The organism is Mycolicibacter sinensis (assembly GCF_001673565.1).
Lineage (GTDB): Bacteria > Actinomycetota > Actinomycetes > Mycobacteriales > Mycobacteriaceae > Mycobacterium > Mycobacterium sinense_C.
The window spans coordinates 1-12690 of the sequence record NZ_LZMF01000083.1 but is presented as its reverse complement, the minus strand read 5'-3'; the positions used below and the strand labels follow the sequence as shown (position 1 = coordinate 12690).

The 12690-nt window shown below is 67.3% G+C and carries 12 protein-coding genes and 1 pseudogene; 5 read left to right on the top strand and 8 right to left on the bottom strand.

Annotated elements, in window-relative coordinates; all coding sequences use genetic code 11:
* The 3 genes from A5648_RS13430 to A5648_RS13420 all read right to left on the bottom strand — a co-directional run.
* A partial coding sequence (locus tag A5648_RS13430; protein WP_065025028.1) for a homogentisate 1,2-dioxygenase occupies positions 1–1007 on the bottom strand: 1007 nt, incomplete at its 3' end.
* 191 nt (positions 1008–1198) lie between these two features.
* A complete protein-coding gene (locus tag A5648_RS13425) occupies positions 1199–1981 on the bottom strand; it encodes a crotonase/enoyl-CoA hydratase family protein (RefSeq protein WP_065025027.1) in 783 nt (260 codons plus the stop codon).
* A gap of 14 nt (positions 1982–1995) precedes the next feature.
* Positions 1996–2778 carry an SDR family oxidoreductase gene (locus A5648_RS13420; protein WP_065025026.1) on the bottom strand — a complete coding sequence of 261 codons (783 nt, stop codon included), beginning with the start codon at positions 2776–2778 and terminating at the stop codon, positions 1996–1998.
* A gap of 69 nt (positions 2779–2847) precedes the next feature.
* Here A5648_RS13420 and A5648_RS13415 point away from each other — a divergent pair, with 69 nt between their 5' ends.
* Complete coding sequence (locus A5648_RS13415) at positions 2848–3468, top strand: TetR/AcrR family transcriptional regulator (RefSeq protein WP_065025025.1); 621 nt, start codon at positions 2848–2850, stop codon at positions 3466–3468.
* Here the strand turns inward: A5648_RS13415 and A5648_RS13410 are convergent.
* Positions 3450–5021: a serine/threonine-protein kinase gene (locus A5648_RS13410; RefSeq protein ID WP_065025024.1), complete on the bottom strand. Its 1572-nt coding sequence runs from the start codon at positions 5019–5021 to the stop codon at positions 3450–3452. The genes A5648_RS13415 and A5648_RS13410 overlap by 19 nt on opposite strands.
* Before the next feature lie 312 nt (positions 5022–5333).
* Here A5648_RS13410 and A5648_RS24655 point away from each other — a divergent pair, with 312 nt between their 5' ends.
* Positions 5334–5930, top strand: coding sequence for a peptidoglycan recognition family protein (locus tag A5648_RS24655; RefSeq protein ID WP_342707263.1), 597 nt, complete (start codon positions 5334–5336; stop codon positions 5928–5930).
* A gap of 93 nt (positions 5931–6023) precedes the next feature.
* On the opposite strand, the gene A5648_RS13400 is transcribed toward A5648_RS24655, so the two are convergent.
* The 3 genes from A5648_RS13400 to hisN form a co-directional block, all read right to left on the bottom strand.
* A complete protein-coding gene (locus tag A5648_RS13400) occupies positions 6024–7232 on the bottom strand; it encodes an acyl-CoA dehydrogenase family protein (RefSeq protein WP_065025023.1) in 1209 nt (402 codons plus the stop codon).
* A gap of 45 nt (positions 7233–7277) precedes the next feature.
* Positions 7278–8669 carry an acyl-CoA dehydrogenase family protein gene (locus A5648_RS13395; protein WP_065025022.1) on the bottom strand — a complete coding sequence of 464 codons (1392 nt, stop codon included), beginning with the start codon at positions 8667–8669 and terminating at the stop codon, positions 7278–7280.
* Between the two features lie 110 nt (positions 8670–8779).
* Positions 8780–9592 (bottom strand): histidinol-phosphatase, encoded by an 813-nt coding sequence (gene hisN / locus A5648_RS13390; protein WP_065025021.1) that lies wholly within the window; start codon positions 9590–9592, stop codon positions 8780–8782.
* 23 nt (positions 9593–9615) lie between these two features.
* Here hisN and A5648_RS13385 point away from each other — a divergent pair, with 23 nt between their 5' ends.
* The gene (locus A5648_RS13385) at positions 9616–9930 is read left to right on the top strand and encodes a hypothetical protein (RefSeq protein ID WP_065025020.1); all 315 of its coding nucleotides are present in this window, start codon (positions 9616–9618) and stop codon (positions 9928–9930) included.
* 6 nt (positions 9931–9936) lie between these two features.
* Here the strand turns inward: A5648_RS13385 and A5648_RS13380 are convergent, their stop codons facing one another.
* Complete coding sequence (locus A5648_RS13380; protein ID WP_065025019.1) at positions 9937–11301, bottom strand: FAD-dependent oxidoreductase; 1365 nt, start codon at positions 11299–11301, stop codon at positions 9937–9939.
* 97 nt (positions 11302–11398) lie between these two features.
* On the opposite strand from A5648_RS13380, the gene prfB reads away from it, so the two are divergent.
* Together prfB and A5648_RS13370 are read left to right on the top strand one after the other, a co-directional pair.
* Positions 11399–12505, top strand: a complete 1107-nt coding sequence (gene prfB / locus A5648_RS13375; protein WP_065025018.1) for a peptide chain release factor 2 — start codon at positions 11399–11401, stop codon at positions 12503–12505.
* A 4-nt stretch (positions 12506–12509) separates the two neighbouring features.
* Positions 12510–12690, top strand: a pseudogene (locus A5648_RS13370) (mechanosensitive ion channel family protein); the annotation flags it as partial.

Sequence of the window (12690 nt, the reverse complement as noted above, 5' to 3'; positions counted from 1 at the left end):
ACGCGCTGGTAGTCGTCGAACTTGCGGCGGGCGCGTTCGCGGGCCTTCTCCGGCGCGCCGTGATGCACGCCTTGCGGTGCATGGCTGATCAGGCCCGGCGGCATCGGAATCCCATAGAGCGATCCGCCGTGGAAGAACGCGATCTCGTCGTAGTCGACGTTGCGGTGATACCAGGGGGTGCGCTCGGTTCCCGGCACTCCTTCGGCGGGCTTGGGTAGGAAGTTCATCACGTACACCCCGGTGGCCTGCATGAACAGGTGCACCGTCGGGGGCAGGTGCACGCTGTCGGAAGTGATCACGTGGTAGTCGGCGATGTTGAAGGTGAAAGCGAAGTTGTCGCCGCGCCACCCTTCGACGTCGATCGGATTGTGTTGGTAGTGAAGCGTCGTCGGCCCGCCCTCATGGATCAACCGGACCTCGTAGCTGTCGCGTCCGTCGTCTTCGAGGGGAGTCGGCTCGGGGATGACTGCCTGCGACGGGTCGAATGGAAAGTGCCGGCCCAGCGGTCCCGGCGGCGGGACCCGGAATTCGTCGGTGGCCTGAATCAGCAGCAGTGTCGTTTCGGCGGCGGGCACTTGTCGCCAGGTGGTCGCCTTGGGAAGGTAGACCCAGTCGCCTTCGCGGTAGTCCAGCGGACCGAACTCGGTCTCCAGTCGCCCGGAACCGGTGTGGACGAAGCACAGCAGGTCGCCGTCGACGTAGCGGACGTGAAACGGCATCTCCGCCGAGCGCCGGGACAGCGAGATGCAGCAGTCGGCATTGTCGAACAGCCGCAGCGGCCCGCCGGCGGGATCGGTGGCGTCGGTCGGTTCGAGCTGGGTGGCCAGCACGTCGATGGGCCGTAGCGGGCCCTCGGCGCGGTAGGCGGTCGGGTCGTGGCGCCGGTACATGTTGGCGGTGCGGCCGGTGAACCCGCCGCGGCCCAGTTCGTCGTCTTTGAGGCCGTCCAGATCGGCGTGCAGGCGCCGGGGAGTGGTGCCTTTGCGCAGGTGAACGAAGGATTCCATCGGTGGCCTCCGGATAGTCGTCCAGAAAGTAAAAGCAACATTACTTTTTGTTTCTGACGGGTGCAAGGGGCGCTTTGTTGCCGCGAGCAGACGCGTAAGCCCCCAAATCCGCACCAAATTGGGGGCTTACGCTGGGGGCACCTCCCGCTTGCGGGGGACTGCTCGGCGGAGGAGGGGCAACGTCTGGGGACTCAGCGGCCGACGAACTCCGCGGTGCTGCGGGACAGAAACGCCTGCACCCCGATGGCGGCGTCCTCGCTGGCAAACAGCTTCTGGACTCCCGGCACCAAGTCGGCCTCGGCCGCGGCGTCGCCGTCGCGCACCGCCTGGCGGGCACTGCGCAGGGTGGCTTGCACGCCCAGCGGCGCCTGTCGGGCGATGGTCTGGGCGATCTCGATGGCGCGGGTCACCTGCTCGCCGTCGGGTACTACCTCCTGGACGATGCCGATGCGATGGGCTTCTCGGGCGTCGAAGGTGTCGGCAGTCAGGATCCACCGCATGGCGTTGCCCCATCCGGCTGCTCGCGGGAATCGGATGGTGGCCCCGCCGAACGGATATATGCCGCGGGCGATTTCCAGCTGCGCGAAGGTGGCCGACTCGGCCGCGATGGCGATGTCGCCGGCGAGCATGAGCTCGATGCCGAGCGTGAGCACCTTGCCGTGCACGGCGGTGACGAGCGGCTTGGACAGCTGCCGTCCGTCGACCTGCCAGGGATTGATGCCACCGTCGGGAACGTAGGAGACGTTGTTGGCGATGTCGCCGGCCACATTGGCCAGGTCCAGGCCGGCCGTGAACATCGGTCCCTCGCCGTAGAGCACGGCGGCCCGCAGCCTGTCATCGGCGTCGAATTCCCCGTAGGCGGCGGATAGTTCGCGCAGCATGACGGCGTCGAACGCGTTGCGCTTCTCGGGTCGGTCCAGGCCGATGATGAACACGTGGCCGTCGCGGCGGATCGTCAACGTCTCATAACTCACGACAATGTCCTCCTTTAGAGCCGGATACCGGCGGTGGTGCTCAATCCGCCGTCGAGCGGGATGACCGCTCCGGTCATGAAATTGGTGGCCGGTGCGGCCAGATACACCGCGGCGGCGGCGATGTCCTCGGTGCGGCCGATGCGCTTGACCGGGCTGGCGGCCGCGAGTTGGTCGCCGACGGCGTCGAGGGTCGCTGCCATCATCTTCGACGGGAACGGGCCGGGAGCGATCGCGTTGACCAGGATGCTCGGTGCCAGCTCCGCCGCCAGGTGCCGAGTCAGCTGGTGGATCGCCGCCTTGGATGCCGAATAGGAGAAGTTGGGCACCCGGGGCACCGCCAGGCCGTCGATCGAGCCGATGTTGATCACCCGGGCGGGGTCATCGGCGGCCGAGGCGGCCTCCAGCATCGGCCGGGCCAGCTGGGTCAGCACGAACGGCGCCTTGACGTTGAGGGTCAGTACCTTGTCGAAGGCTGCCGGCGGGAAGTCGTCGAAGGCCGCGCCCCAGGTCGCTCCGGCATTGTTGACCAGGATGTGCAGCCGGTCTTCGCGTGCCGCGATGGCATGGATCAAGTTGCGGCACTGGTCTTCCCGACTGGCGTCGGCGGGGATCGCGTGCACCTCGCCGAACCGCGAGAGATCCTGCTCGGCTTGTCGGCAGGCCTCGGGTTTGCGCGACGAGATATAGACCCGCACGCCGGCGCGGAGGTAACCCTCGGCGATCATGTAGCCGATTCCGCTGGTGCCGCCGGTGACTAGGGCCGTCTTGCCGGCCACGGAAAACAGTTCTGGGAACACGCGTCCTCCTGCTCGGTTATCGGCTAGACTAAATCGTCTAGACCAGATCGTCAAGAGTAGAGGGAAGCGATGGCAGCCGTGGCAAAAGCCCTGCCCCACAAGGAGCGACTGCTCCGCCAGGGGACGAAGTCGTTTTATGCGACCGGGTTTCACGGCACCACTGTCGACGCCATCTTGGCGGCGTCCGGGGTGCCCAAGGGCTCCTTCTACCATCACTTCGGGTCTAAAGATGCGTTCGGCTTAGCCGTACTGGACCGTTATATGCAACTCCAGTTGGACGCACTGGCCAAGTGGACCGAAGACGAAACCCTCAGCACCACCGATAAACTCACCGGCTACTTCGCTGAACTCACCGCGGGGTTCGTCCGGTCCGGCTTCCAGCGGGCCTGTCTGGCCGGCAAGTTCTCCACCGAACTGGCGGCCGATTCCGCGCCGTTCCGCGAGCGCCTCACCGTCGCACTGTCCGGCTGGCATCGCGCGCTGACCGAGCTGATGCAGGCCGGTCAGAAGCGCCGCGACGTGCGCGACGACCGCTCCGCCGAGGAGCTTTCGCACGCCGTGCTGGCACTCATCCAGGGCGCCTTCGTCATTGCGCTATCCGCGCGCGACACCCGGGCGCTCGACGCCGTCAATGCTAGCTTCGGGCCGTTGATTCAGCCACCGGCCAGCGGTCAACAGGGGATGACGTAGCCGGGGTCGGTGGTTGCGTCCAGCCACTTGCCATAAGCGTTCCCGCCCGCGGCGCGCACGGCGCTGCACACCTGCACCTGGGTTGTGCCGGCCGGGGTGAACACCGCGTATATGGGGTTGCCGGCGTCGGTGGCTTGCCGCAGCGATGGGCAACTAGTGTCCGTACGCAGGTAGAACGCCCCCGGGTGCGCGTCGAGCAGGCGTTGCACCCCGGCCGCATACAACCCCGGGGTGGTGACCGACCCGAAGATCACAACGCCCTGGCCGTTGCAGCTTGGGAAGCTGATCGGCGTCCCCAAGCCCAGGTCACCTGGACGAGCGCCCGCCTTGGTCGCGTTAGGAGGTGATGTGGTGACCACCGGCGGCGCCGCCTGCCGGGTGACCGTTATCGGGGGCGGCGCAGGCTGGGTGACCGTGACCGGCGGTGCGGCGGAGCGGGTGACGGTCGCGACCGGCTCTTGGTAGGTGACCGCTGTTGATGGTGCGGTCGGCAGCGCTTCGGTGTCTGGGGTGGAATTCGGCTGTGCCAGCCGGGCGCCGACGAAGGCGACCATGCCGACCGCTGCCAGTGCGGCGATGCTCCCGCCGATCAACGCCGTCTTGCGGGGGATGGTCAGGGAATCGGCCGGCGCCTCAGCCGTCCGAGCGACGGTAGGCTGCGCCGCGAACTCCTTGCCCGCAGCGGCTCGTGTCTCATCGCTCGCGCCAGCGCCGCCTACCGCGTACTGCGTCAGCATCGCCGCAAATTCGCGGCAACTGCCGAACCGTTCGGAGGGTTCTTTGGCCATCGCCTTGGTCAGTACGCCATCCATCGGAGCAAGGCCGACGCGCAAATTGCCCGCCCTCGGCGGTGGCGCTGACAGATGGGCGGCAAGCACCGCGGCCGGATTGACGTCAGCAAACGGCGGCCTACCCGTCAGAAGGTGAAAAGCGGTGCAGGCCAAGGCGTACTGGTCGGCGCGGCCATCGAGGGAACGCCCCATGAGTTGTTCGGGCGCGGCGTAGTCGATGGTTCCGATGGTGACGTTGGTGGGGGTCAATCCGCTGACTTCGCTGGTATCGCGGGCGATCCCGAAGTCAGCCAAGACGATACGTCGGTCGGCAGGACCCGGCTCGGCGATGAGGATGTTCGCGGGCTTGACGTCTCGGTGCAGCAGCTTTTGCTGGTGGGCATAATCGAGCGCCTCAGCGATCGCGGTCACGATCTTGAGCGCATCGTCGACCGGCATTCCGTAGCGGTGGTGGTCCCGCACCAGGCGCGCGGCATCGGTGCCGGCCACATAGTCCATGGTGATCCACAACTGGTTGTTGTACTCACCGCGGTCGTGGATTTCCACGATGTGGGGATGCCACAGCGAAGCGGCAAGGTCGGCCTCGCGAGCGAACCGTTGCCGATATGCCGGATCGGCACTGACGTCGGCGGGCAACACCTTCAGCGCTTCCTGGCGTGGCAGCCGAGGGTGCTGCACCAGGTAGACCTCGCCCATGCCGCCGGCGCCGAGGGGCCGCAGGATGGAGTATCCGGCGAACACCTCACCATTGGTCAGCGGCATGCGCGGAATGGTAACGGAGCCCTCCGACATCGGAAGTGCCGAGCGTGGGCGCCAGCCGCGTTTCGGCGGTGAAGTCATCGCATGCTGTCGGGGTGTGTCCGTATCGTGGCGAGCATGGACGCAAGCCGGCGACGGTTGCTGCAGCTGTGCGGCGGGTTGGGACTGGCCGTTGGGGTGGGCGCATGCTCCTTCCGGACGAAGGACCGGCCTGGCAGCGAACCCGAAACCGCCCCGAGCTCAATGCCGTTGACCGGCCCCGAAGTTCCCCCCAAGACGGCGCCTCCTGGCCCGAACCCACCCGTCGCCGAGCCGATGTCGACCTCGGGTGTGCTGTTGTGCCGCGACGCCTGGGGTGCTCGGCCGGCGCTGCCCGGTGGGCGGCCGCACCGGATCACCCGGATGACGATCCACCATTCCGGTGTGGTGTTCACTGACAATCGCACCATCGCCGAGCGGCTCCGCCAGCATCAGCGATACCACCAGGACGAGCATGGCTGGATCGACATCGCCTACCACGTAGGGATCGACCGCGGCGGCAACGTTTTCGCGCTACGTGACACCGGTCTGATCGGTGACACCGCAACGGATTACGATCCGGCCGGGCACTTCCTCGTACTGTGCGAAGGCGACTTCGACCAGCAAGATGTCCCGGAGCCTCAACTTGAAAGTGCCGCACTGGTGTTGGCGTGGGCGGCACAAACCTTCCAAATCAGCACCGATACCTTGGCCAGTCATCGGGAGGTGGCGCCGGCCACGACCTGCCCGGGCGCCCACCTGCAAGCCCATATCGCCTCCGGTGAACTCAGGCGCCGGGTAGATGATCTCGCAAGCCGGGGCCCGGTTGGGTTGGCGTTGAAATGCAGCCACGAAGCGGCCGCGATCATGGTCGCCATCGAGGCTGGTCGCTGAGAAGGCGTTGGTCAGCAGCTGTCGCGAGCAGTCACCTAAGCCCCCGAATCCACGCGGAATTGGGGGCTTAGGTGTCTGCTCGGCGCAGGGAGGTTACTTCAGCTGGGCCGACGACAGGCCCAGCAGCCGGCGGGCCACCACCAGCTGCTGAATCTGCTGGGTGCCTTCGAAGATGTCGAGGATCTTCGAGTCGCGGCCCCACTTCTCCAGCAGCGTCTGCTCGGAGTAGCCGGTGGTGCCGGCCAGCTCGACGGTCTTGAGCGTGACGTCGGTGGCCATCCGGCCGGCCTTGGCCTTGCCCATCGACGCCTCTTTGGAGTTGGGGATGTTGTTGTCGGCCTGCCACGCCGAGCGCAGCGTCAGCAGGTAGGCCGACTCCCAGTCGGCCTCCATCCGCAGGAACTCGGCGGCCGGGGCGCTCTGGGCGTGGGCCGGCTGGTCGTAGGAGATCTCCACGCCGGCGTCGGTGAGGATCTTGCGCAGCTCCTCCAGGGCGGCGCGGGCCACCCCGATCGCCATCGCCGCGACGATCGGCCGGGTGTTATCGAAAGTCTCCATGACCCCGGAGAAGCTCTTCTCGGTGTTGATCTCCGGGCTGCCCAGCAGGTTGTCCTTGGGGATGCGGGCGTTGTCGAACCGGATCACCGCGGTGTCGGAGGCCTTGATCCCGAGCTTGTGCTCCAGGCGTTCGACGATGACGCCGGGGTGCTCGCGCGGCACGATGAACGACTTGATCGCCGCGCGGCCCAAGGACTTGTCCAGCGTCGCCCACACCACGATGTGGGTGCAGCGTGATCCGGCGGTGACGAAGATCTTCTCACCGTTGATCACGTACTCGTCGCCGTCCAGGGTGGCCGTGGTGGTCACCGCGGCCGAGTCGGAACCGAAGCTCGGCTCGGTGATCGCCATGGCCGCCCACACCTTGCCGAGCCGCTGGAGCTGTTCGTCGGTGGCCACGCCGGAGATCGCCGCGTTGCCCAGTCCTTGGTAAGGCACCGAGAGCATTAAAGCGACGTCGCCCCAACTCATCTCGAGAACCTGAAGCAGCGCGGCCATGTTGGCGCCGTTGCGGTTGCCCTCTTTGCCCTCGTTCTCGCGGAACGCCTCGGCGCCGGCCAGCGCGTTACCGCCGGCCTTCGACACCCCATCGAACAGGGTCTCGAGCGTGTCGAGTTCGACCGGGTAGGCGTGCTCGCGCTGGTCGTACTTGCGTGAGATCGGGCGCAACATCTCGGCGGCGCCGGCGTGCGTCATCTCGACGACATGCTGCAGCTTCTTGGGCAGTTCCAGATTGATTGCCATGTCAGGTCTTTCAGGTCGGTATCGGGAAAAAAGGTTGAATGACCGCTAGATCACTACGATGCCCTCGGCGACGCCGACGGCCCGCAGGTCGCGGTACCAGCGTTCGACCGGGTGTTCCTTGATGTAGCCGTGACCACCGAGCAGCTGCACGCCGTCCAGGCCGATCTGCATGCCCTTGTCGGTGGCGATCCGCTTGGCCAGCGCGGCCTCTCGGATGAACGGCAAGCCCTGCTCGGCACGCGCCGCCCCGCGCCAGGCCATCAGGCGCAGGCCGTCGAGTTCGATGGCGATGTTGGCGCACATGAACGCCACCGACTGCCGGTTGGCGATCGGCTCGCCGAAGGCCTGGCGCTCCTTGATGTAGGGCATCACGTAATCGAGCACCGCGTGGCTGGTGCCGACCGCCAACGCCGCCCAACCCAGCCGGGACAGCGCGATCGCTTCGGAGTAATCCGCATCGGTGGCCGCGTCCTCGCCGAGGCGGGCGCTCAACGGCACCGACACCTTGTTCAGCTCGAGCTGGCCCAGCGCGGCGGCACGGACACCCATGCTGGGGTCGGCTTTGACGGTCAGGCCTTGGGCCGAGGACTCCACGATGAACAGGGCCGGCTTGCCGTTGAGCTGCGCGGCCACGATAAACAGTTCCGCGCTGGCCGCCGCCGGTACCAGGGACTTGACGCCGTCCAGCCGGTAGCCGCTCGGGGTGCGCACCGCGGTGGTCTTGAGGTTGGTGGGGTCGAACAGCGGCTGCGGCTCGGTGATGGCCACACACGCCTGGGGCACCTTCTCCCCGGCGAACTCCGGGAGGTAGGTGGCTTGCTGGTCGGCGCTGCCCCAGTGGGTCAACGCCGCGGCCACCCCGCCCGGCGCCAGGATCGGCAGGGCCAGGCCCATGTCGCCGTAGGCCAGTGCCTCGGCGACCAGGACGTTGGTGATCGCGGAGCGGTGCGCGGCGATTCCGTCGAAGTCCTCGGGGATGTTGATCGCGGTGATGCCCAGTTCGGCGGCCTTGGTGATCAATTCGTGCGGGTGGTCGGCAGCCTCGTCGGCGTCGTGGGCGGCCGGGCGCAGGATCTCGGCGGCGAACTCCTCGACCGTCTCGACGATCATCTGCTGCTCGTCGTCGGGGGTCAGGTCGAAGTAGTCCTTGCCGCTCGCCTTGAGCCGGGTGGGGGCCTTGCCCAGGGTCTGGACCCGCTTGAACTCGCGGCCGGTCGCCCCAGCCACCGAGAAGACCGTCTTGACCCCGTAGTTCAGGGTGCGGTTGAGCGGATTGCGCAGGTTGTGCCGGTCCAGAAACTCCCGGCTGATCAGGGGAGTGACGAATGCCAGTGCGGTGGCGATCGGGGTGCGCCTGGGCTTCTCCGGCCCGATGGCACTCGACCGGCCAGATCGCTTGTCCTTGGAGCCGGGGGCGAGGGATGCAGTGTCAGTCATGTCAGAGCCTCACTGAAAAGGAAAGTATCGGTGAGACCACCTTACTCCGAAGTAAGGTAACTCGATAGTAAGGTGTGACGAAGTCCTCAGCGGCACCCGCCGCGGTGCCCTTAACCTGCGGTCAGGCGACCCAACACCGACTGGTGCAACAGGGCGTTGGCGGCCACCGCGCTGCCGCCGTGCGGCCCGGCGTTGCCGTCCAGATCGCTGAATGTGCCACCCGCCTCGCGCACCAGCACGTCGAGGGGGGCCAGGTCCCACACCGACACCGCCGGTTCGACGACTACGTCGACCGCGCCCTCGGCCAGCAGGCAGTAAGCCCAAAAGTCGCCGTAGGCACGTACCCGCCACACCGCCTCGGTCAGGTCGAGGAATTGCTCGCGCAGGCCGCGCAGCGCCCACGTCGTCAGGCCGGCGAACGACAGGCTGGCCGAGTCCAGGTCGCCCACCGCGGACACCGACAGTCGTCGTGGCGGGCCGTCACCGAAAGCGCCGAACGCGCCCCGGCCATCCGCGGCCCACCACCGCCTGGTCAATGCGGGAGCGCTGATGACCCCGACGCGGGGCACCCCGTCGATCAGCAGCGCGATCAGGGTGGCCCAGACCGGGACGCCGCGGACGAAGTTCTTGGTGCCGTCGATCGGATCGATGATCCACTGGCGACCGCTGAAAGACGCTGTGCCGCCGAACTCCTCACCGAGGATCTCGTCGGCGGCCCGCTCGGCGGCGAGCATCTCGCGCAGCGCGGTCTCCACCGCCTGGTCGGCGTCGGTGACCGGGGTGAGGTCCGGCTTGGTGTCCACCCGCAGGTCGAGTGCACCGAATCGGGCCAAGGTGATCGCGTCCGCCCGGTCGGCCAGCGCCAACGCCAGGGTCAGGTCTTGGTGGAGATCGGAGTCGGGATTGTCGTTGCTCTGCGCCATGGCTGCAGTCCTACCATGGCCTGATGTGGGAGATGTGGGCGCTGTTGTTGCTGCTGGCGATTCTGGCGGTGTTCGTGGCGCCGCGGTTCTTCCGGCCGGGACCGGGCGGCAAAGCGCAGGAGGGCACCCTGCTGGTCACCGGTGTCAGCCCCCGCCCCGACGCCGAAGGGGCGCAGTACGTCACGATCACCGGCGTCATCAAGGGCCCCACGGTCGATGAGCACGAGGTCTACCAGCGGCTCGCGGTCGACGTGGCCAACTGGCCGAGCATCGGTGACCTGCTGCCGGTGGTGTATTCGCCCCGCAACCCCGACAACTGGAATCTGACCGGGCAGTGACCGGGCTCAGGCGCGCCCGACCCGCAGCATCTCGGCGACACTGACCAGCTTGACGCGGGGCCGGCCGTGCGGCTCACCGGAGGACCGCTCGTGGGCGTCGATCAGCTGCCAATGCTCGTTGGTGATCAGCTCGGGCTGCCGCGACAGTAGCCACTTGAGCAGCTGCACGTCATGGTCGGCGTCGACATCGGCAAGCTCGGCGGCGGCCAGGTCGGCGGCGAGGGTGTCGACGGTGGCCTGCGAGTCGCTCTTGTTGGAACCGATCACCCCCGAGGGCCCGCGCTTGATCCAGCCGACCACGTACTGATTGCGGGTGCCTTCGATACGGCCATCGGCGTGCGGAATGGTGCAGCTGCGCTCGTCGAACGGCAGACCCGGCGTCGGCACCCCGCGGTAACCGACCGCCCGCACCACCAGATCCACCGGCAGGACTTCGCGCTCCCCGGTGTCGCGGGCGCTGACCCGGCCCTGCTCGTCGGTGACCAGCTCGTTGCGGCCCAACACGATCTCTTCGACCCGGCCCTCGCCGCGGATCTCGATCGGGGAGGTGTGGAACCGGAACACGATCCGGCGATTGCCCGGATGCTGTTCGCGGCCGACGTAGCCGCTGAGCACCTTGTGGTTCGCCTTGGCGTGCTTGCCGGCGGCTTCGACGTCGGCGTCGGTGATCCCGGCCAACTCCTCGGGTGCGATCACCACGTCGACGTTCTCGAGGCTCTTCATCTCGCCCAGTTCCCGCAGTTCCGGGCTGGTGAAGGTGGCCTGCAAGAGCCCGCGCCGGCCGATGATCACCACCTCTTCGATACCGCGCGGTTCGAGCAGTTCCAGCGCGTGGTCGGCGATGTCGGTGCCGCGCAGTTCTGCGGGATCGCTGACCAGGATGCGGGCCACGTCCAGGGCGACATTGCCGTTGCCGATCACCACCGCACGCTTCCCGGTCAGGTCGACAGCCATGTCCTTGAAGTGCGGATGGCAGTTGTACCAGCCGACGAAGTCGACAGCCGGGACGCTGCCGGGCAGGTCTTCGCCGGGGATGCCCAGATGGCGGTCGGTTTGGGCGCCCACGGCGTAGATCACCGCGTCATAGCGTTCGGCCAGTTCCGCGGGCTGGACGTGCTCGCCGACGGCGATGTTGCCGAAGAACCGGAATCGGGGATCGGCGGCGGTCTTCTCGAACTGCGCGCTGATCGACTTGATCTTCGGGTGATCCGGGGCCACACCGGAACGCACCAGGCCCCACGGCGTCGGCAGCATCTCCAGCATGTCGACGCGCACATCGACCTCACCGCCCCCGGCCAGCTTGAGCAGGGAGGCCGCGGCAAAGTACCCGGATGGACCCGAGCCGACGATCGCGACATGGTAGGGCCGCATCCTCGAACCTTCTTTCCTTGTCGGAAGTCGTGCACGCACCGGCGTATCCCCGATGCTAAAGGTCGACCCCCGGTGCTCGCCGGTAACCTCGATAAACGTGGAACCCGACCGCCAGCCCGACATCGCCGCCCTTGACGCCACTTTGACCACGGTGGAGCGGGTGCTAGACGTCGACGGCCTGCGCAGCCGCATCGACAAGCTCGAGCACGAGGCCTCCGACCCCAACCTGTGGGACGACCAGGCCCGCGCCCAGCGGGTGACCAGTGAGCTGTCACACGCCCAGGCCGAGTTGCGCCGGGTGGAGGATCTGCGCCAGCGCGTCGACGACCTGCCGGTGCTCTACGAGCTGGCGGCCGAGGAGGGTGGGGCAGAGGAGGTCGCCGAGGCCGACGCCGAACTGGCCAAGCTGCGCGAGGACATCGACGCGATGGAGGTCCGCACGCTGCTGTCCGGCGAGTACGACGAGCGTGAGGCGCTGGTCACCATCCGCTCCGGAGCGGGCGGCGTGGACGCCGCGGACTGGGCCGAGATGCTGATGCGGATGTACATCCGCTGGGCCGAACAGCACAAGTACGGCGTCGAGGTGTTCGACACCTCCTACGCCGAAGAGGCCGGTATCAAGAGCGCGACGTTCGCGGTGCACGCCCCGTTCGCCTACGGCACGCTCTCGGTGGAGCAGGGCACCCACCGGCTGGTGCGGATCAGCCCGTTCGACAACCAGAGCCGCCGGCAGACGTCGTTCGCCGAGGTCGAGGTGCTGCCGGTGGTGGAGACCACCGACCACATCGACATCCCCGAGGGCGATGTCCGCGTCGACGTCTACCGCTCCAGTGGCCCCGGGGGGCAGTCGGTGAACACCACCGACTCCGCGGTGCGCCTCACCCACGTCCCGACCGGGATCGTCGTGACCTGTCAGAACGAGAAGTCCCAGTTGCAGAACAAAGTGTCGGCGATGCGGGTGCTGCAGGCGAAATTGTTGGAGCGCAAGCGTTCTGAGGAGCGCGCTGAACTCGACGCGCTCAAGGGAGACGGCGGCAGTTCGTGGGGCAATCAGATGCGCTCCTATGTGCTGCACCCCTATCAGATGGTCAAGGACCTGCGCACCGAATATGAGGTCGGCAACCCGGCGGCGGTGCTCGACGGTGACATCGACGGATTTCTAGAAGCCGGAATCCGTTGGCGCAACCGGCCGGAGGAGGACTGACCCGATGGTATTGGCGTTCTCGCCGGGTCAGCGCTGGCACGACGTGTGGAGCGGTGAGATCGGCCAGTGGGTCATTACCAAGGGGTTGCGGATCGTCCTGCTGCTGATCGGGGCGGTGCTGGCGGCGCGGTTCATCACCTGGGCGGCGCGCCGGGTCACCCGCCGGCTGGAACTGGGCTTTCAGG